Genomic DNA, 16,159 nt, shown 5'->3' with positions numbered 1-16,159 from the left:
GTCAGTTTTGGTTTGTATAGGTTTATCTTACTGAAACGTGTGAGAAATATTGACGATTATGATCTTGAATCAGTAGCACAGTCAGTTCGGACGGTGTGGTTTTTGTGATCATGCCGGGGAGTTATGCGGGCGGACGTCTTGTGTACGTGGTCTGGGGTGCCGCCCGCCTCTTGCGAATCGGACCAGAAGAGGGAGAGGACAGATGAGCGTAAGAAGAGCTGTGCTGTGCGCTGGGTTGTGCGCGCTGTTGGCGTGGTGTCCTGCCGCCTTTGCCGCGGACGATGCCGACACGCCGGTCTTTGAACTGGGCGAGGTTGTCGTCAGCGCCAAGGGACCCACGGGCGTGGAAAAGGTTACCAACGTCAGCGAAGTGACCGCGCAGGAAATCAAGGCCGCCGGTGTGACGTCCCTCACCGGGGCTATGCGCCTGCTGCCGGGGGTGTACATCCGCACCAGCACCGATGGCGCGGCGCGCGTTGATATGCGCGGCATGCGCACGCGGCAGGTCATCCTGCTGCTGAACGGCGTGCCCATGAACTCCACCTTTGACAACCAGTTCGACCCCGGCTTTGTTCCGGTGGAGAACATTGCCCGCATCAAGGTGACCAAGGGCGCAAGCTCCGTGCTGTATGGCTCCGGCGGCAATGCCGGTGTTATCAACATCATCACCAAACGCGGCGGGAAAGACGCTGAGGGCAGCGTGACCGCCCGCGTCGGCGATGGCAACGAGCGCTACGGACAGGCCACCTTTGGCGGCAGCAATGACAACGTGAGCGTGTTCGCCTCCGGCAGCATCTATGACCGCGATGGCTACAATACGTCGGATTCCTTCGACGCCACGGACGAGTCGCTGGAAGACGGCGGCAGGCGCGAAAACTCCGACCGCAGCCGCCGCACCATGTTTGTGAACACCGTCATCACCCCGGAAGAGGGCACCTCCATCGGCCTCGCCCTCAACATGCACCAAGGCTCCTATGGCAAGCCCAACGTGGCTGACGCCAGCGGCGACTTTACCAAAAAGGCCAAGTTTGAGCGGATGGATGACTCCGAAGGCTTTGGCGCGCAGCTTGGTGTGACGCATAAGTTTGATATGCCCCTCACCGTTAAGGGCTGGGTGTACGCCAATGTGCTGTCCGAGCTGGAAAAACGCTACGATGATTCGGATTACGACACGCAGGCAGGCAAAAAGGCCTACGATGCGGAGTCCGAGACCAAGCGTGTCGGCGGCGCGGTGCAGGCGCGGTACGACTTTGGCGCGCCCGGCGCGCTGACGGCGGCTCTGTCGGCGGAGCGGACGTCGTGGGATTCCACTCTGACGGAGCGTCCTGATGACGCCACCAAAAAGACCGTCACCGAAGGCGACCGCGCCGTGGGCTACTGGAACGCCGCGCTGGAGTATGAGGTGAGTCCCTTTGACCGCTTTGGCGTGGTGCTGGGCGCGGGCGTGCATGGGCAAAACCGCTCCGATGACACGGACTCCGACGACTGGAGCTGGCTGGTCGGCACGCATTATGACCTGTTCGACACCACGACTCTGCGGGCCTCCGTGTCGCGCAAGGTGCGCTTTCCTTCCGTGAAGCAGTTGTACGACGTGGACGCCGGCAACAGCGACCTCGACGCGGAAAGCACCATGCATTACGAGATTGGTGTGGATCAGGCCATTGCGGCCATCCAGACGGATCTGAGCGTCAGCCTGTTCCGCATCGACGCCGAGGACTTTATTGAGAAGGTCGGCACGGCCGATATCTACGAGAACAACGACAAATACCGCTTTACGGGCGTGGAGTTCGCGGGTGAAAACACCACCATCGAGAATCTGCGCCTGCGCGGTGCCTATACCTACCTCGACGCCGAAAACCGCTCCGACGAGGCCGCGCTGGACGAACTTCAGCACCGCCCCGAGCACAAGGTGACGGTGGAAGGCTGGTACGACCTGCCCATGGACTTCTCGGTGTATGCCTCGTGGATGTACGTGGGCCGGAGCTGGGCCTTCAATGGCGACGCAACGGAAAAGACGGCCATGAACACCTACAACGTGGTGGACCTGCGCGTGTCCAAGGGCTTTATGGACAATACTCTTGAGGTCTTTGCCGGTGCGGACAACCTCTTTGATGAGGATTACGAGGAGGGCTACGCCCTGCCGCGTCCCGGCCGTCAGGTCTATACGGGAGTGACATGGAACTTCTAACCGCATCCCCGCGATGAGCGGACAGCGGACTGTGCTTGAGGTGCGCGGCTACGCGCACCTCGCGCCGCATGGTGGCGGCGCAGCAGGGCGCCTTCCTGACTTTTCGGTGAAGTCGGGGGAGTGCGTTTTGCTGTGTGGGCCGTCCGGGTGCGGCAAAACCACCTTTTTGCTGGCGGCGGCCGGGCTTGTGGAGCCCGGCCGCGTCAGTGGCGAGATGAGGCGCTTTCCGTCCGCTCCGGAGCAGAATCCGGCTCCGGGGCGGACGGGAATCGTGCTCCAGAATCCTGAAACGCAGCTGCTGTGCGCCACGGTGCAGGAGGAGGCCGCCTTCGGTCCCCGCAATATGGGCCGAAGCGCGGCAGAGGCGAAGAGCGATGCCATGGCCGCCCTTGAGGCCGTGGACCTTGCCGCCTGCGCCGAGCGGCCTGTGGAGGCGCTGTCCATGGGGCAGAAGCACCGCCTTGCCCTTGCGGCCACGCTGGCCCTGCGTCCGAACCTGCTCCTCTTGGATGAGCCGTTTACCCAGTTGGACCCTGCCGGGCGAGAGCGCCTGACGGACATTGTGCGCAGCGTTATGGCGCGCGGCGGCGCTGTGGTGGTGAGCGAGCATGTGCCGGGCTGGCTGGACGGCCTGGCCACAAGCCGTGTGGACTTTGCCGCCGATGACGCCCCCTGCGCCTGCGGGGGCTTTCCCGCCACGGCGCGCGGGGAGTGGGACGGTGCCCCCGTGGTGGCCGTTACCGGATTGGAGGCGGGCTATAGCGCGCGCCCGGAGATTTTGTGCGGGGTGGACCTGACAGTGCGTCCCGGTCGCAAGGTGCTGGTGAGCGGCGACAATGGCGGGGGCAAGTCCACGCTGCTGGCCTGCCTTGTGGGCGCGCTGACGCCGCGCGCCGGGGCGGTGCGCGTGTGCGGGCTGGATGCCCCGCGCCCGGCGGCCCTGTGCGGGCTGGTGGGGTACCTTGGGCAGAACCCGGAGCAGCAGCTTTTTGAGGATACCGTGCTGGACGAGGTGGGCTTTTCCCTGCGCCGCCTTGGCAGGGATCGCGCCGCCGCGCAGGAGCAGGCCAGCGCCGTGCTGCGGTCGGTGGGGCTGGAGCATTTGGCCCCGGACGCGCCGCTGGCCTTGAGTTTTGGGCAGAAGCACCTTGTGGCGCTGGCGTCGGTGCTTGCGGCGGGGCCGCGTGTGGTGCTGCTTGATGAACCCTTCACCGGCCTTGCCGAAGGGGTGCGGGCCACGGTTTTGCACCTGCTGGACGATTACGTGCGCGCCACAGGCGCGGCGGTGGTGATGGTCTCGCACGACCCGCGTTGTCCCGGCTGGGCCGATGAGCACTACGTGATGCGCGGGGGGCGGTGTCATGCGGTCTAGACTGTTCGACATGGCCGACGGCTACCCCGGACAGTACACGCCGGGCGACTCGCCGGTGCACGCCTGCCCGCCGGGCGTGAAGCTCCTCGCGGCCTTGGCGCTGTCCACCTGCGCCCTGTTTGCCCGCGACGGGCTGAGCGTTGGCGTGCTTGGTGCGGTGCATGTGGGCGCGTACCATATTGCGGGGTTTCGCCTGCGCGATGTGTGGCGCGATGTGCGACCGCTCTTGCTCCAATTTCCTGTGGTGCTGGGGCTGTACCTGTTGCGCTTTGCGCCGGAGGTGGCGGCCTCGCGCGCGGTGGTGGTCAGCCTGCAGCTCGCCTTTGCCCTGCTGCCGACCTTGCTTCTGCAACGTACCACGCGCCCGGAACAACTGATGCGCGGGCTTCGCGGCGTGCTGCCGGAGCGCCTGTCCTTCGTCCTTTTCACGTCCCTGCGCTTTGTGCCGCTGGTCATGCGCGAGACCAAGAGCATCTATCTGCATCAAGTCCTGCGCGGGGCGCGCATTACGCCAAGGCACCTCGCCAATCCCCTCAACTGGCGCGACCTTGTGCGCTGCGTCATTGTGCCGCTCATCATCCGCATGATGGCTGTGGCGCGTGATATTGCCGTTTCCGCGACCTCTCGCGGCATGGGCGGCGGGGTGTGAAAAGGCCGCCCGGAGGCGGCCGAGAGCTTATTTTTTGTTCTTGGTGTGCATGGTGGTCCAGTGCCCCGGCGCGGTGGCGACCACGGGCAGGACCGGGCCATGGCCCCAGAGTTGCGGACGTATCCAGTCGTTATGGTGCAGCATGTGCTCCGGGGCGGGGACGGTGGCGTTGCGGTCCGTGGAGACCACGCGCACCCCGCGCGAGTGCAGCTCGCTCACCGGGCACGGGTCGGGAAAGCCCCGCAGGTTGCCGAATTCAATAAACCGGCCGCACCAGCCCGCCACGGTCAGGCCGATGGCGGCGGTGGCGCCGATGATGCCGTCGTTGGTGCCGCCGAGGCCCACAAGAAAGACGCCGGAGGCCGCGTCCATGGCGTCCTGCTGGGTGACCGGGGTCACGGTGCAGCGCTGGCCAAAGGGGACAAGGGCGGAGAGGTCGTCGCGCTCGTCCGCGATGCACACGCCTGGGTCGCTGCCGTCGCTCATGTACTGGCGGACATGGTCCACGGCGCGCTCCGTCATCAGGGCGCGGGTGTCGTCGACGGCGTCGCCCGGCACGTCCACCACCACGCAGGCGGAACTGTTTTGCGAGGTGTAGGGGATGCCCTCGGCCACTAGCTGCTGGTGGCGCAGTACGCCCCAGATGGAGCAGTGTTCCGGCAGGGTGGCGGCGTACATCCGGGCCAGACGCCCCGTGCCGATGGGTGCGCCTGCAATGTCCGTATCGTCGAAGCTGGCGTAGATGCGCATGAATGGCTCCTTGTCGGTCTGGCGGCGGACGCCGGGCCGGGTGCGGTGTGAAAAACAGGTGGAATCTAGGCGATTTTTCGGCAAAAGTCATGGCGTGGGCGGAGCGGCGTCCGCCGGATTATGACCCAAGGGAGGACGCGCATGACACGCGCAGAGACAACATTTTGGGGCGGGCTGGACCTGCGCGAAGGCATGCTGGCAGGGCTGTGCGCCGTGCTTATTGTGGTGTCCAAGCTGGCGTTTCGGATGCACCTGAAGATTCCGGGGCATTCCATGTTCTTTGTGATATTTTTTCTGTTGGTGGCGCGGGGGCTTATTGACCGCCGCTTCGTGGCCACGGCCACGGCGCTGCTGGCGGGGCTGCTGGCCATTGCCCTTGCCGCTGGCAAGGGCGGCCCGCTGATGCTGGTCAAGTTTGTGTTGCCCGGGCTGGTCATAGACTGCGCGGTGCTGCTGGTTGGCGACGTGACGCGCTCCGTGCTGCTGTGCGGTGGCGTTGGCGGACTGGCCGCGATGTGCCGCTTTCCGGGCGTGCTGCTTGTGGACTGGTTGGTGGGGATGGAGCTTGATGTGGCACTGCCGCATGTGGCGCTGAAGTCTTTGGCCGGTGCGGCCTTTGGCTGCGCCGGGGCGCTGTTCGTGCCGGGGCTGGTGCGGCGGGTGCGCCGTGCGGGCGTTGTGCGTGGCGGCCCTGCCCCGCCTGCTGATTGATGTGTTGGGTCAGATAAAATGCAGCGGCGCGCTCCGGAACCTCCGGGGCGCGCCGCTGTGTTCTGTGCGGTTAGGCGGGCTGTTTGTTTGGAGAGGAGTGCATAAACAGTTGCATAAAGCGCGTGTTGGACATGCGCGAGACAACCTGCACCAGTATCGCCATAAAGAGCAGGCAGAAGACGAGGCGGCCCCAGAAGATGCCCGATATATGCGCCCCAACCATGGTCATGAGCAAGGTGTCCTCGATAAGGGCGTGCGCCATGCCCATGAGGGTCAGGGAATAGAACACGTCGCGGTCCGAGACCTTGCCGGAGCGGCTTTCGTGGATGATGAGGCCGCTGCCGTAGGCCATGCCGAGGGTGAGGCCCACAACGGTCAGCGTGGCGGCGGAGGGACCAATGCCGATGCGCCGCAGGATGGGGCGCAGTACCCAGTTGATGGCGTGGGTGATGCGCAGCTTGTCCAGAATCTTCATCATGAACATCAGCCCCACCACCAGACAGTAGATGGAGAAGAGATTCCATGCCTGATCAATGGCCCATTCAAGGTGCGTTTCCGGCGGCGCGCCGGGCGTCCAGAATATTTGCGCTGTTTCCTGCAGTGAGCCTGTGTTGGAATAGATGAGATGCAGCAGAAAACCGCACAGCAGCGCGGCCACAACGCGCAGCACCATCTGCCCGGTCAGGGAGGGGCCGCATTTTTGGGCCACTTTGCACTCAATGGGCAGGCCATGGGCGATGAGCAGCATGGTGCTGAGGGTGGTAATCTGCGCTACGGTCATGTGTACGTCCGCCGCGATGGACACGTACACAATAAGGGCGGAGTAGATATTGACCACGATGCCTGTGGCCCACACAAGGCCCATGCTGGCCGGCAGGCCCACCATCTCCATAATTGGGGATAGCGGGATGGCAAGGTAGCCTACAAGCTCAAGCTCCTGAAGAATCTTGACGGCGATGATGATGGGAACCATCACCTTGAACAGGTCAATGCTGGCGCGCGTGGCGTCGCGAAAGGTTGCGCCTACGGAGCGCAGGAAGGGTGTCGTCGTCATGGCGTCCTGATGCGGTTAGCGGTGTGTGATGGGCACAGGGCAGGCACCCCTGCGGAAAGGCCAGCGCAGGTATACCAAGCCCGGTGGTGGTTGAAAACCCTACTTTAGTGGAAGGAAAAGCTAGGCGGTGATGGCGTCAAGGTGTCGCGCTATCTCCGGGCCGTGCGCAAGGCCGTCGCGCCAGTCGGCCGGGATGGCGTCCGGCGCGCCACAGGCGCCAAGAATGGCCCCGGCCAGCATGCCGCGCGCGGCGCTGTCGCCGCCTGCCATCACGTTGGCGATAAGGGCCTCGCGTGGGTCATCGGCGTGGCGGAGCAGCATCTGCACCGTGGCGCGGAAGGCGCCTTCCACGTTGCAGCTTTGCCCAAAGCGGGCCACAGCGGCCACAACATCCTGCGAGGCGTACTGGCGGGCTTCGTCGGTCCACGCGGCAATGGGCGCGCTGATGTAGTCGAATCCGGCGGCGTGGTCCACGGCCTCGGCTACGCTGGCCCCGCCAAGGGCGCAAAACGCCGCGCGGGCGAAGAACTCCGCCGCGTCCAGCACCTGCGCGGAATTGTGGGTGACCTTGGTCTGTAGCCGCGCGGCCTGCACGAGGCCTTCCTCGTCATCCGGGAATAGCGGCAGCAAGACGGGCAGTCGCGAGGCACCGGCAAGGTCCGTGGAATTGGAGCCGGACGTGTCCGGCCCTTCGCCAAAGTCGATGCGGGCGAGGGTGTTGCGTGTGGCGCCGTCCACATAGCCGTCGTAGTCCGCAAACAGTGCCTTCCAGCGCTCAAAGAAATCCAAAATGCTCAGCCCCTTCTCCGCCGCCACAGAGCGCAGCAGCACGAGGGCTTGGTCGCCGTAGTGAGTGAACTCCCCGGCCTTGCGGTTGGGGTGAAAGCGCGAAATGACGGGCGCGGCGAGGGTTTCCGGGCGTCCGACCTCTTTGGCGATGGCGGCGGTGTCGTACATCCAGTGGGCGGTAAGGGCCAAGGAATCTGCGGCGAACATGCCCCAAACGGCGTGTAGGGCGCGCTGCGTGGCGGTGATGGACGACATGGGGAACCCTCCGGCGTGTTGCATGGACTGGCGGACAGGATGGACCGTCTTCTGCACTGGCAGTGTATGTGTTCGGCGATGCGAACGCAAGACAGAGCGTGGGAGGAGCGCAGGCGTGGACGATGCGGGGCGCAGGCAGGCGAATACGGCGCAGCAGGTCCATGGAACACCGCAGTGTTGCAGGCGGGCGCGGCGTGCCGCGATGCTGGTGTGCAAGAAAAGCGTTCTTGTATCGATTCATCTTTTGCGTGTATCGTACAAGGGCATGGCGGACGCGCCATGGGGTGGGGGATGCGGCATAACGCTGTCACAACACGTGGCACTCTACGGACCGGATAGGACACTTCGGAGCACCGGAGAAAGTGAGAATGCTGTGGGACAGAGCGTGAAGGGGGAGTCAATGTGCCGAGTGCTGGTGGTGGAGGATGAAACCATTATCGCCATGGAACTGACGTATAAGCTGCGGGCCATGGGCATCACGGCTGTGGATGTGGCGGACTGCGCGGGCAGCGCGCTGCACTGTGTGCGGCAGCGGCCTGTGGATGTGGTGTTTATGGATGTCTACCTCGCCGGACGGCGCGACGGTATTGAGGCCGCGCAGGCCATCCGCGGCATCTGCCCGGTACCCGTGGTGTTCGTGTCGGCCTCGTCCGACAGGGCAACGGCGCAGCGGGCCAGCGAGGTCGGCGGGGTCGCCTTTTTGACCAAGCCCGTGGAGGACGCGGACCTGCGCGAGGTGCTGAACCGCTTCTGCGCCAGCGTGTGTGCTTCTGCCTGATTTGCGGGGGGAAGGGAGAGGGCTGGCGCACCGGCAGACACGTGCCGCGCGCACGTCACGTCGCATCTGCGGATGTAGCGCGGCTAGTCCGCGCGGGTGATGTGCCCGTGCCGGACGAGGGCGGAGATGAACCCTTTTTTAAAGGTGTCCGGGGTGAAGGGCTTGGTCACATAGGCAGAGACGCCGAGCTTACGCGCCTGCGCAAGGAATTCCGCGCCGCCTTTGGCCGTGACCATGATGAACGGGATGTTGCGGGTCCGGTTCATCCCGCGCAGATTGCGCAGAATGTCTATGCCCTTAATCTTGGGCAGATCCCAACAACAGACAATGCAGTCCACGTGCGACGCCTTGAGCTGGTCGATGACCTCAAGGCCCGTGTCCGCGGTCACCACGTTTGGGTAGCCGTCGTCCTGAAGGATGCGGCGGATGTATTTTTGCATCAGCTCGGACCTGTCGGCCACAAGGATGCGTATATTCTTTTTATGTAGCATGGCGGAATCCGTCTTTTCTCGTGACGTCCGGGGGCTGACCCGTCATAGCGGTGCGTCCCTCCGGCAGTGCGTCCATGCACGATTTGCTCCGCGTGGTCAACGCAGAAAGAGTGGTCCCGGCATTGACTCGGGGCGCTCGGTCTGTAACGTGTCAGGAATATTATCGCATTGAATGCCCTTTGTGGGAAGTGGAGGAAATTTCGTGGAGATACAGGACGTTGCCCGCATGGAAATCAGCGCCGCACGGCGGCGCGCCCTTGCATCCGTTGCGCTGAACCTTGCTCTTGCCGTGGTTAAGGGCGTGGCGGGCGTGGCGTCGGGCAGTGCCGCCCTTATGGGCGACGCGCTGCATTCGGCTACGGATGTTTTGGCCTCCGCCGCCGCGTGGGTAGGGCTGTGGCTGGCGGGCAGGCGGCATCCGTCCTTCCCCTATGGGCTGTACAAGGCCGAGACCGTGGCGACCCTTGTTATCAGCATTGCCGTTATCCTTGCTGCCTACGAGATCGGACGCTGGGTGATTTTTGGGACGCCGGGCGTGCCTGATGTGCAGGTGGCCCTGCCTGTTGCGGTGGGGTCCTTTGTGGTGGCGCTGGCCTTTGGCCTGTACCAGCTTGGGCAGGGCAAACGCCTTGGATCTACAGCGCTGGTGGCGGATGCCCGCGACTATCTGGCGGACAGCCTGTCCACCCTTGTGGTTGTGGGCAGCCTTGTGGGGCAGGCCTACGGCCTGCATCTGGAGCGCTACGCCGCCGGGGCGGTGTCCCTTTTCGTTTTTTGGGCTGGCGGCTCGCTCCTTTTCCGGACGCTCAAGGACCTGATGGACGCGGGCATGGACCCGGCCGTGCGCCGCGAGGTGGTGGACTTTATGGAACGCCATCCGCAAGTGCGCTATGTTGAACGGTGTATCGGCAGGACCGCTGGCGGGCGCTTTATCATCAATTTGGATGTGGTGCTGCGCACGGCGTCGCACACCGTGGCGGACCGCGTGGCCGACCGGCTGGAGGAAGACCTGTACCGGCAATTCCCGCGCGTGGTTATGGCGCACATCCGCACCCACCATGACCATGGCAGCACCTTCCGCCGTATGACGCCCATGCCCGGTCCGGACCCGGAGGCGCCGGTGCACTTTGCTTCGGCCCCGTCATTTTGCATTGAGGTGGTCGACGCGGAAACCGGCGAGGTGCAGGAGTCCGAAGTGGTGGAGAACCCCCACGCCGGTGCGGAGCGCGGCAAGGGGCTGCTGGTTGGGCGCTGGCTGTTGTCCTTTCGGCCTGACGAGGTTGTGGTGGCGCACGGCGCGGGGCGCACAGCCGCCTTTGTGCTGCGCGAGGCGGGCGTCCGGCTGGTGGACGCCAATGGCAGCGTGTGCGAGGCCGAACCCGAGGCGGAAGGCGCCCCGGAGGACACCGCAGGTGCTTGACAGAATTTGGACCGGGATTACAACACGTTCTTCCGTTGAATGATGATGGAGCGGTGCGTCCGCTCTTTTTTTCGCCGGAGGCGAACCGTGAACGATACTGTGATTGCAATGCAAGGCGTCAGCTTTGCCTATGACGGGGGCGGCCGCATCCTCGACGGCGTGGACCTTTCGGTCCAGCGTGGGGACTATTTGGCGGTGCTTGGTCCCAATGGCGGGGGCAAGAGTACGCTCCTCAAACTGCTGCTTGGCGCGTTGACGCCGGTCAGCGGCACCGTGCGTGTGCTGGGCGAGCGGCCGGGGCGCGTGGTTTCGCGCATTGGCTATATGCCGCAGCTGAATGAGGCCGCGCGCGACTTTCCCATCAATGTGGAGCGGGTGGCGCTCATGGGCCTTATCGGTCAGACCGGACGCGGGTGGTTCTTCTCGCGCGAGGAAAAGCGCCGCGCGCATGAGGCGCTGGACCGTGTGGGCATGCTGGAATACCGCACCCGGCGCATTGATCGTCTCTCCGGTGGCCAGCGCCAGCGCGTGTACATCGCCCGCGCCCTTGTGTCCGACCCGGAACTGCTTTTGCTTGACGAGCCTACCGCCAGCGTAGACGCCGCGGGCCGCTCCGGCCTGCTGGAACTGCTGTCGGAGCTGAATGCGGATATGACCATCGTCCATGTGAGCCACGACCTTAGCATCGTGGCCGCCGGGGCGCATACCGTGGCGTGCGTGAACCGTACCCTGCACTTCCATGACCGGCCCGAGATTACGCGCGACATGCTTATGATGATGTATGGCAGTGAACCCGAGGGTTCTTGCCCGGTGGAGGTCTTTGCCCATGGGGACGTGCCGCACCGCGTTGTTGCGCCATGCGAACACAGCGAGAACTGGGGCGTCACCGTGCCCGGCTCCGCCACAAAGGATGCCGGAGGCCGTGGATGATAGAAGCGCTGCAGTTTGAATTTATGCAAAACGCCCTGATGGCGGCCATGCTGGCCAGCATAGCCTGCGGGGTTATCGGCTCGCTTGTGGTGGTGAACCGCATTGTGTTTTTGTCCGGCGCTGTGGCCCATGCGGCCTATGGCGGGCTGGGCCTTGCGTCGTTCATGGGCTGGCCCGTGTTGCCCTGCGCGGTGGGTTTTTCCGTGGCGGCCAGCGGGGCCATGGCTTCGGTGACTGCGCGCAATATGCAGCAGGCAGATAGCATTATCGGCGTGATGTGGGCCGGGGGGATGGCGCTGGGCATGATTTTGCTCGACTTCACCCCCGGGTACAATGTGGACCTGATGAGCTTTCTGTTTGGCAGCATCCTTGCGGTGCCCACGCAGGATTTATGGCTGATGGCGGGGCTGGACGTGCTTATTCTGTGCGTGACGCTGACGCTGTATAAGGACTTTGAGGCCATGTCCTATGACGGCGCGTTTGCGGGCGTTCGCGGCGTGCCGGTGGTGGCGCTGCATTTTGTTCTGCTGGCGATGATTGGTGCCTCCGTGGTGATGGTCATCCGCGTGGTGGGGCTTATCCTCGTCATTGCACTGCTGTCCATTCCGCCGGGTATTGTTGTGCACCGCGCGCCGTCGCTGTTCTCCATGATGTGGCGGGCGGCGCTGCTTGCGGCGGGCTTTTGTGTGGCGGGGCTGGCGTTGGCGTACGTCTTTGACCTGACCTCCGGCGCGGCCATTATTGCCGTGGCGGTGGTTGTCTACGCCGTGTGCGGCCTTGGCGCGCGCGTGCAAAAGCGCCGCGCCATGAAGCGCCTAGAGTAGCGCGGCGGCATAGAAACGATGCGAAACGGGCCGGGAGGCAATGCCTCCCGGCCCGTTTCGCGTTCTGTGGCGGAAGGAGCGGGGCTACACGCCAAAGCTGATGATAAAGGCGGTTCCGTTCTCTGTGCGGACTTCAAACTCGCCGTGGAGCTGGGTGACGAGGTTCACCACCAGTTGCATGCCAAGGGTTTCGGAGTTCTCGGGCACAAAGCCGTCCGGCAGGCCCGCCCCGTCGTCGCTGACGCGCAGTTCCACGCGCGAGCCGTTGGAGGCCAGCGACACTGTAAGGGTGCCGGATTCGTCCTCGCTCCACGCGTACTTGAGGGCATTGGTGACCAGCTCATTGATGATGAGGCTGGTGGGGATGGCGCTGTCTACGGGCAAATAGACGTCGTCGACTTGCAGGTCCAACTGAATGGTGCGCTGGGGCGAGTGGTAGGTCTGCATCAGGTAGCCGACGAAATTGACGAGATACTCGTGGTAGTCGATGCGGGCGAGGTCCTGCGACTGGTAGAGCTTTTCATGCACGAGGGCCATGGATTTCACGCGGCTGCGGCTTTCCGTAAACACGGCGCGGGCGTGGTCGTCCTCAATGTGCTGGGATTGCAGGTACAGCAGGCTGGAGATGATTTGCAGGTTGTTTTTGACGCGGTGGTGGATTTCCTTGAGCAGGACTTCCTTTTCGCGCAGGGAGTCTATAAGGCGCTGCTCGGCGCGTTCGCGCTCGCGCATTTGTTCATTGAGGCGGTGGTTGGCTTCCAGCAGTTCGCGGGTACGCAGTTCCACGTCGCGCTCCAGTTCCTCGCGGTAGCGGACGCGGCGGTGCAGGTTTTTGGCGCGGGTGAGCGCCTTGGTGACGGAGCGCTCCAGAATGGACATGTCTTGAATGGGTTTAGTCACATAGTCCCACGCGCCAAGGCGCAGGGCCTCAATGGCGTCGTGCAGAATGCCCGTTCCGGAGACGACGATGACGGGCGTGAGTGGCGATTCGCGCGTGACGCTGGCCAGCACGTCCAGTCCGTCCACCTCCGGCATGCGCAGGTCCACCAGAATGAGGTCCGGTTGTTTATTGCGGAAGACGTCCAGACCAACACGGCCATTTTCGGCCTGTAGGACCTTATATCCACAGTCCTCCAGAAAAGCCTGAATGCTTTCCCGGATCATGGCCTCGTCGTCAATGGTCAAAATGGTGATGCCCGCGGCCTGTTCAGGGGGGAAAATGTCGCTTGCGGGCGTGGTGGACGTCATATCGGAGTCGCTCATCCTGTGTGCTCCTTGCGCGGTTGAAGACGAAGAACCTCAAGCCGGACCACGGAGTTATATGCGCCAGAGTCTACTGCATAGTGAAGAATGGAGTCAAAGCGTTTGTGGATGGCGGGCCTTCTGGGGCGCGGCAGGGAGCATGCGGCGCCTTACGGCTCCACGCGCGAGAGAAGGGCGTGCAGCCAGCGCTGATGGCTGCGGGCGGGGCGTGTATCCGGCGTGGTCCACACCCGGTCAAGGCGCAGGGTGGGCTGGGTCTCCACAAGTCGGCGCATTCTGTCTTCATCACAGCGGGAGAAGAAGAGCGTTCCGCCACGGGCCATGCCTTCGTCCGTGCCATGCTTAAAGGAGACATACAGCGTGCCGCCAACAACAAGGGCGCGCCCCAGCCGCTCAAGGGCGGTGGGCAGATCCGCATGGGGCACATGCAGCAGCGAAGCGTTGGCCCACACGCCGTCAAAGGCCTGCTGCCACGGGATGTCGTGAAAGGCGATGTGGTGCACAGGCAAGCCCGTGTTTGCGCGGGCTTCGGCCACCATGCGGGCGGAGGCGTCGCAGGCCGTCACATCATGTCCGCGCCGCAGGAAGACGAGGGCGTCGCGCCCGGAGCCGCAACCGGCGTCCAGTATGCGCGCTGGGCTTGGCAGGTCGGCAAGAAACGGCTCCCACGCGTGGGAGAGGTCAAGGTCTTTGGTCTCGGCCGTAAAGGTCCGGGCGTTGGCGTCGTAGTAGTCTGTGACGTTCTTGTAGATGCGGTGGTTCATTGGCGTCTCCTGCGGGCCAGCATAGTGGCCCGCCTTGAGGGAGGCAAGGGTGGACTCCGGCACGCGGCGGCTGGGGAAGCAGGACGCAGGGAAGCCTGCCAGCCGGGGCCGGGGAGGAGAGGACTTTTGCGGCGCGGTGCGCAAGGCCTCGCAACATATGAAGATACTGCGCTTTATGCCGCTCTGGAACTGGTGTAGACTTATGGGACCCGCGCCGGGTGCGGCATGGTGCCGCGCCGCGCGCCGTGAAGGAGCGGCTGGATGCGTTGGCTTCGGATACTCTGCGCCGTGGCGTCCACGGCCCTGCATGTGACGGTGCTTGCCGCCGCCATCTGGCTCGCTGGCGTGGAGTTGCGGCTCATCCCCATGCGTCCGGACGTCTACACCGTGGATATTGTGGACCGCGTGCCGCCGCTGGTGGCCGAGGGCCAGCACCCTGCCGCGCCGCCAGCAGAGCCGCCGCCACCAGAACCGCCACAGACTAAGCCGCCACAGGAGCAGACCTCCGCCCATCCGGCCAAAAAGCCTGTGGCGACGCCGCAACCCGCCACGCCGCCGCCCGCCCCACAGCGCCAGACGGCATCGCCCGCGCCGCGTCCGGCGGCGTCATCGGTGCCCTCTGCGCCGCCTTCTGCACCACCGAAATCTGGCCCGCCGCAGGCCAGCGCCCCAAAGCCTGTGAGCAGCCATGGCGCCGCGTCTGCACCGCCTCCACCACAGCCCGCCACTTCACAGCCCGCACCAGATGACGGGTCCGCCATGCCCGGCGCCTACACCGACGAGGAAGGCACCGTGCATGTCGGCGGTCTGCGTGGGTTTGCGGGATTCGCCCAAACCTTTGCGCTGGAGCGTTGCGGCGCGGATACCTTTGTGCCCGGCGATTATTTCGGCCACTACCACATGGGCGGGGAGCGTTTCGTCAGTATCATTGACGGGCGCGACGCCTTTGATGCTTTTTTGTTCTACGACTCGCAAACCGGGCTCTTCAAGGCGCTGCGGCGCGATGGGGAAATGGTTTTTGCCTACGGGCCCGACTTTTTGCCCGAGGAACCTGTGGAAGGCGTGGTAACCATCCTGCCCAAGAAGGACAGGTACAACAATCCGCTCATCAAAAAGCCCGCCCAGTTGATGTGGATGCCGCCGAATCCGCCCATGGAATACGGCACACGCATCACCTTCATGGAGGAGCCAATCACCATCACCAATAAGGGCGTGCGGCTTCAGGGGACCATTGTGCGCAGGCCGGATGTACCCATTCGCGCGGCGTTTGTGCTGGTGCACTGCGAGCACTGCACCCCGCAGGAATCGGCCCTGTCCATGGCGCGCCTGCTGGCCCTGCGTGGGTGCGCGGTGCTGGTGTACGACGGGCGTGGCTGCGGTGGGTCGGATGTGGTGACAGGGCCGCTGACCCGGACGCATCAGGTGAGCGACGCCCTCGCGGCGCACAGCGCCCTGCGCGCGGCAATGGATTTGCCCGAATCCCGCGTCGGGCTGTGGGGTGACGAGGGTGGGGCCGAATTGGCCCTGCTGGCGGCGAAGAAACTGGAGCAGGGCTTTTTGGTCTGCTCCCTTGTGACGCGCGGCCCGGCGCGGCGCACAGGGCAGGTCGCATTGGCGCCGCAGGGGCTGAAGGTGCCGTCCTTGTGGCTTCTTGCCGGGCCGGACCCGGCGCAGTCGTGGCGGGAGTTGCGGCGGCGCCTTGGCGCGGTGAAGGGGGCGTCGAGCCGCTTTGTCCTTCTCGGCGGACTGCAGGATGCGGCGGCCCAGCCGGAGACCGTCCTTCCTTTGCCCCTGCGGTATGGCGCGGCGTTTGTGGGCTGGAGCGATAAGCAGGGCCTGCCGCGCCCCGTATCACGCCGTGTGCGCACCAAGTAGGTGAGAGGGCGCAGAGTGCGTCGCAGAGGGGCTGTGGCGGGCGAAA

General features: G+C 64.4%; 15 protein-coding genes. 9 read left to right on the top strand and 6 right to left on the bottom strand.

Annotated elements, in window-relative coordinates; genetic code table 11:
• Positions 1–202 precede the first annotated feature (202 nt).
• Genes ACI3L3_RS01710 through ACI3L3_RS01700 form a run of 3 tightly spaced genes read left to right on the top strand, consistent with a single transcriptional unit; the run spans position 203 to position 4,209 of the window.
• Entirely contained in the window at positions 203–2,188 is a 1,986-nt protein-coding gene (locus ACI3L3_RS01710; RefSeq protein ID WP_404843360.1) for a TonB-dependent receptor plug domain-containing protein, read from the top strand.
• Positions 2,189–2,219: 31 nt separating this feature from the next.
• Complete coding sequence (locus ACI3L3_RS01705) at positions 2,220–3,560, top strand: ABC transporter ATP-binding protein (protein WP_404843359.1); 1,341 nt, start codon at positions 2,220–2,222, stop codon at positions 3,558–3,560.
• Positions 3,550–4,209 carry an energy-coupling factor transporter transmembrane component T family protein gene (locus tag ACI3L3_RS01700; protein WP_404843358.1) on the top strand — a complete coding sequence of 220 codons (660 nt, stop codon included), beginning with the start codon at positions 3,550–3,552 and terminating at the stop codon, positions 4,207–4,209. Before ACI3L3_RS01705 ends, ACI3L3_RS01700 begins: the two co-directional genes overlap by 11 nt.
• 27 nt (positions 4,210–4,236) lie before the next feature.
• On the opposite strand, the gene ACI3L3_RS01695 is transcribed toward ACI3L3_RS01700, so the two are convergent.
• The gene (locus tag ACI3L3_RS01695) at positions 4,237–4,959 is read right to left on the bottom strand and encodes a hypothetical protein (protein ID WP_404843357.1); all 723 of its coding nucleotides are present in this window, start codon (positions 4,957–4,959) and stop codon (positions 4,237–4,239) included.
• Positions 4,960–5,100: 141 nt separating this feature from the next.
• Here ACI3L3_RS01695 and ACI3L3_RS01690 point away from each other — a divergent pair, with 141 nt between their 5' ends.
• Entirely contained in the window at positions 5,101–5,670 is a 570-nt protein-coding gene (locus ACI3L3_RS01690; RefSeq protein ID WP_404843356.1) for a hypothetical protein, read from the top strand.
• A 70-nt stretch (positions 5,671–5,740) separates the two neighbouring features.
• Here the strand turns inward: ACI3L3_RS01690 and ACI3L3_RS01685 are convergent, their stop codons facing one another.
• Together ACI3L3_RS01685 and ACI3L3_RS01680 are read right to left on the bottom strand one after the other, a co-directional pair.
• Positions 5,741–6,724 carry a hypothetical protein gene (locus ACI3L3_RS01685; RefSeq protein WP_404843355.1) on the bottom strand — a complete coding sequence of 328 codons (984 nt, stop codon included), beginning with the start codon at positions 6,722–6,724 and terminating at the stop codon, positions 5,741–5,743.
• A gap of 120 nt (positions 6,725–6,844) precedes the next feature.
• Positions 6,845–7,768 carry an ADP-ribosylglycohydrolase family protein gene (locus tag ACI3L3_RS01680; RefSeq protein ID WP_404843354.1) on the bottom strand — a complete coding sequence of 308 codons (924 nt, stop codon included), beginning with the start codon at positions 7,766–7,768 and terminating at the stop codon, positions 6,845–6,847.
• Between the two features lie 400 nt (positions 7,769–8,168).
• On the opposite strand from ACI3L3_RS01680, the gene ACI3L3_RS01675 reads away from it, so the two are divergent.
• Positions 8,169–8,546 carry a response regulator gene (locus ACI3L3_RS01675; RefSeq protein WP_404843353.1) on the top strand — a complete coding sequence of 126 codons (378 nt, stop codon included), beginning with the start codon at positions 8,169–8,171 and terminating at the stop codon, positions 8,544–8,546.
• An 83-nt stretch (positions 8,547–8,629) separates the two neighbouring features.
• On the opposite strand, the gene ACI3L3_RS01670 is transcribed toward ACI3L3_RS01675, so the two are convergent.
• Complete coding sequence (locus ACI3L3_RS01670) at positions 8,630–9,037, bottom strand: response regulator (protein WP_404843352.1); 408 nt, start codon at positions 9,035–9,037, stop codon at positions 8,630–8,632.
• 202 nt (positions 9,038–9,239) lie between these two features.
• On the opposite strand from ACI3L3_RS01670, the gene ACI3L3_RS01665 reads away from it, so the two are divergent.
• From ACI3L3_RS01665 to ACI3L3_RS01655, 3 genes are all read left to right on the top strand, one after another.
• A complete protein-coding gene (locus ACI3L3_RS01665) occupies positions 9,240–10,457 on the top strand; it encodes a cation diffusion facilitator family transporter (RefSeq protein ID WP_404843351.1) in 1,218 nt (405 codons plus the stop codon).
• An 87-nt stretch (positions 10,458–10,544) separates the two neighbouring features.
• Positions 10,545–11,387: a metal ABC transporter ATP-binding protein gene (locus ACI3L3_RS01660; protein WP_404843350.1), complete on the top strand. Its 843-nt coding sequence runs from the start codon at positions 10,545–10,547 to the stop codon at positions 11,385–11,387.
• Positions 11,384–12,211, top strand: a complete 828-nt coding sequence (locus ACI3L3_RS01655) for a metal ABC transporter permease (RefSeq protein ID WP_404843349.1) — start codon at positions 11,384–11,386, stop codon at positions 12,209–12,211. The genes ACI3L3_RS01660 and ACI3L3_RS01655 overlap by 4 nt, the downstream gene beginning before the upstream one ends.
• An 84-nt stretch (positions 12,212–12,295) precedes the next feature.
• Here the strand turns inward: ACI3L3_RS01655 and ACI3L3_RS01650 are convergent, their stop codons facing one another.
• On the bottom strand, positions 12,296–13,474 hold the full coding sequence (locus ACI3L3_RS01650) for a histidine kinase dimerization/phosphoacceptor domain -containing protein (RefSeq protein ID WP_404843348.1): 1,179 nt from the start codon (positions 13,472–13,474) through the stop codon (positions 12,296–12,298).
• 149 nt (positions 13,475–13,623) lie between these two features.
• Positions 13,624–14,238 carry a class I SAM-dependent methyltransferase gene (locus tag ACI3L3_RS01645; protein ID WP_404843347.1) on the bottom strand — a complete coding sequence of 205 codons (615 nt, stop codon included), beginning with the start codon at positions 14,236–14,238 and terminating at the stop codon, positions 13,624–13,626.
• Between the two features lie 261 nt (positions 14,239–14,499).
• On the opposite strand from ACI3L3_RS01645, the gene ACI3L3_RS01640 reads away from it, so the two are divergent.
• The gene (locus tag ACI3L3_RS01640) at positions 14,500–16,113 is read left to right on the top strand and encodes an alpha/beta hydrolase family protein (RefSeq protein WP_404843346.1); all 1,614 of its coding nucleotides are present in this window, start codon (positions 14,500–14,502) and stop codon (positions 16,111–16,113) included.
• Positions 16,114–16,159: the final 46 nt, after the last annotated feature.

Origin of the sequence: Desulfobaculum sp. SPO524, assembly GCF_044987625.1 — a bacterium.
Lineage (GTDB): Bacteria > Desulfobacterota > Desulfovibrionia > Desulfovibrionales > Desulfovibrionaceae > Desulfobaculum.
Note: the sequence above shows the minus strand (reverse complement) of the source record. Positions and strands in the feature narration are given on the sequence as shown.

Bases quoted from the DNA above. Each gene is read 5' to 3' on its own strand.
- ACI3L3_RS01680 (WP_404843354.1), bottom strand. From the start codon at position 7,768: ATGTCGTCCATCACCGCCACGCAGCGCGCCCTACACGCCGTTTGGGGC.
- ACI3L3_RS01655 (WP_404843349.1), top strand. From the start codon at position 11,384: ATGATAGAAGCGCTGCAGTTTGAATTTATGCAAAACGCCCTGATGGCG.
- ACI3L3_RS01675 (WP_404843353.1), top strand. From the start codon at position 8,169: ATGTGCCGAGTGCTGGTGGTGGAGGATGAAACCATTATCGCCATGGAA.
- ACI3L3_RS01700 (WP_404843358.1), top strand. From the start codon at position 3,550: ATGCGGTCTAGACTGTTCGACATGGCCGACGGCTACCCCGGACAGTAC.
- ACI3L3_RS01685 (WP_404843355.1), bottom strand. From the start codon at position 6,724: ATGACGACGACACCCTTCCTGCGCTCCGTAGGCGCAACCTTTCGCGAC.
- ACI3L3_RS01690 (WP_404843356.1), top strand. From the start codon at position 5,101: ATGACACGCGCAGAGACAACATTTTGGGGCGGGCTGGACCTGCGCGAA.
- ACI3L3_RS01695 (WP_404843357.1), bottom strand. From the start codon at position 4,959: ATGCGCATCTACGCCAGCTTCGACGATACGGACATTGCAGGCGCACCC.
- ACI3L3_RS01650 (WP_404843348.1), bottom strand. From the start codon at position 13,474: ATGAGCGACTCCGATATGACGTCCACCACGCCCGCAAGCGACATTTTC.
- ACI3L3_RS01670 (WP_404843352.1), bottom strand. From the start codon at position 9,037: ATGCTACATAAAAAGAATATACGCATCCTTGTGGCCGACAGGTCCGAG.
- ACI3L3_RS01640 (WP_404843346.1), top strand. From the start codon at position 14,500: ATGCGTTGGCTTCGGATACTCTGCGCCGTGGCGTCCACGGCCCTGCAT.
- ACI3L3_RS01645 (WP_404843347.1), bottom strand. From the start codon at position 14,238: ATGAACCACCGCATCTACAAGAACGTCACAGACTACTACGACGCCAAC.
- ACI3L3_RS01710 (WP_404843360.1), top strand. From the start codon at position 203: ATGAGCGTAAGAAGAGCTGTGCTGTGCGCTGGGTTGTGCGCGCTGTTG.